The organism is Pseudomonas sp. HY13-MNA-CIBAN-0226 (assembly GCF_040310305.1).
Classification (GTDB): Bacteria; Pseudomonadota; Gammaproteobacteria; order Pseudomonadales; family Pseudomonadaceae; genus Aquipseudomonas; species Aquipseudomonas gregormendelii.
This window is the reverse complement of the sequence record NZ_JBEOPS010000147.1, coordinates 1-289: the sequence shown is the minus strand read 5'-3', so window position 1 is coordinate 289 and position 289 is coordinate 1. Positions and strand designations below refer to the sequence as shown.

Annotated in this window: 1 pseudogene; it reads right to left on the bottom strand. The window is 46.4% G+C overall.

Going from position 1 to position 289, the window contains the following annotated elements:
* Positions 1-289 (bottom strand): annotated as a pseudogene (locus AAEZ05_RS28155) (hypothetical protein); the annotation flags it as partial.

Here is a 289-nt window from a genome sequence, read left to right as displayed (position 1 = left end):
GAGTAATTGAGCGGTTGATAATGCCAGATACCAGACTGACACTCAAACGTCAGCGCTTGCCCCGACATGTTATTAGAAGAGCCATTGCTTAGTGAAGTATTGTTAGATAAAGCGTGGTCGGCGCTATTATTTGCTGTTTCTGTATGGTTATTGGCAGCCTGCTCATAAAGTAATTGCTCACGTCGCCAAATCGCTTTTAGGCGGGCGACCAACTCTCTAGGGCTAAAGGGTTTGGCACAATAGTCATCACCGCCCATCTCTAAACCTAAGATACGATCGACCTCATCAC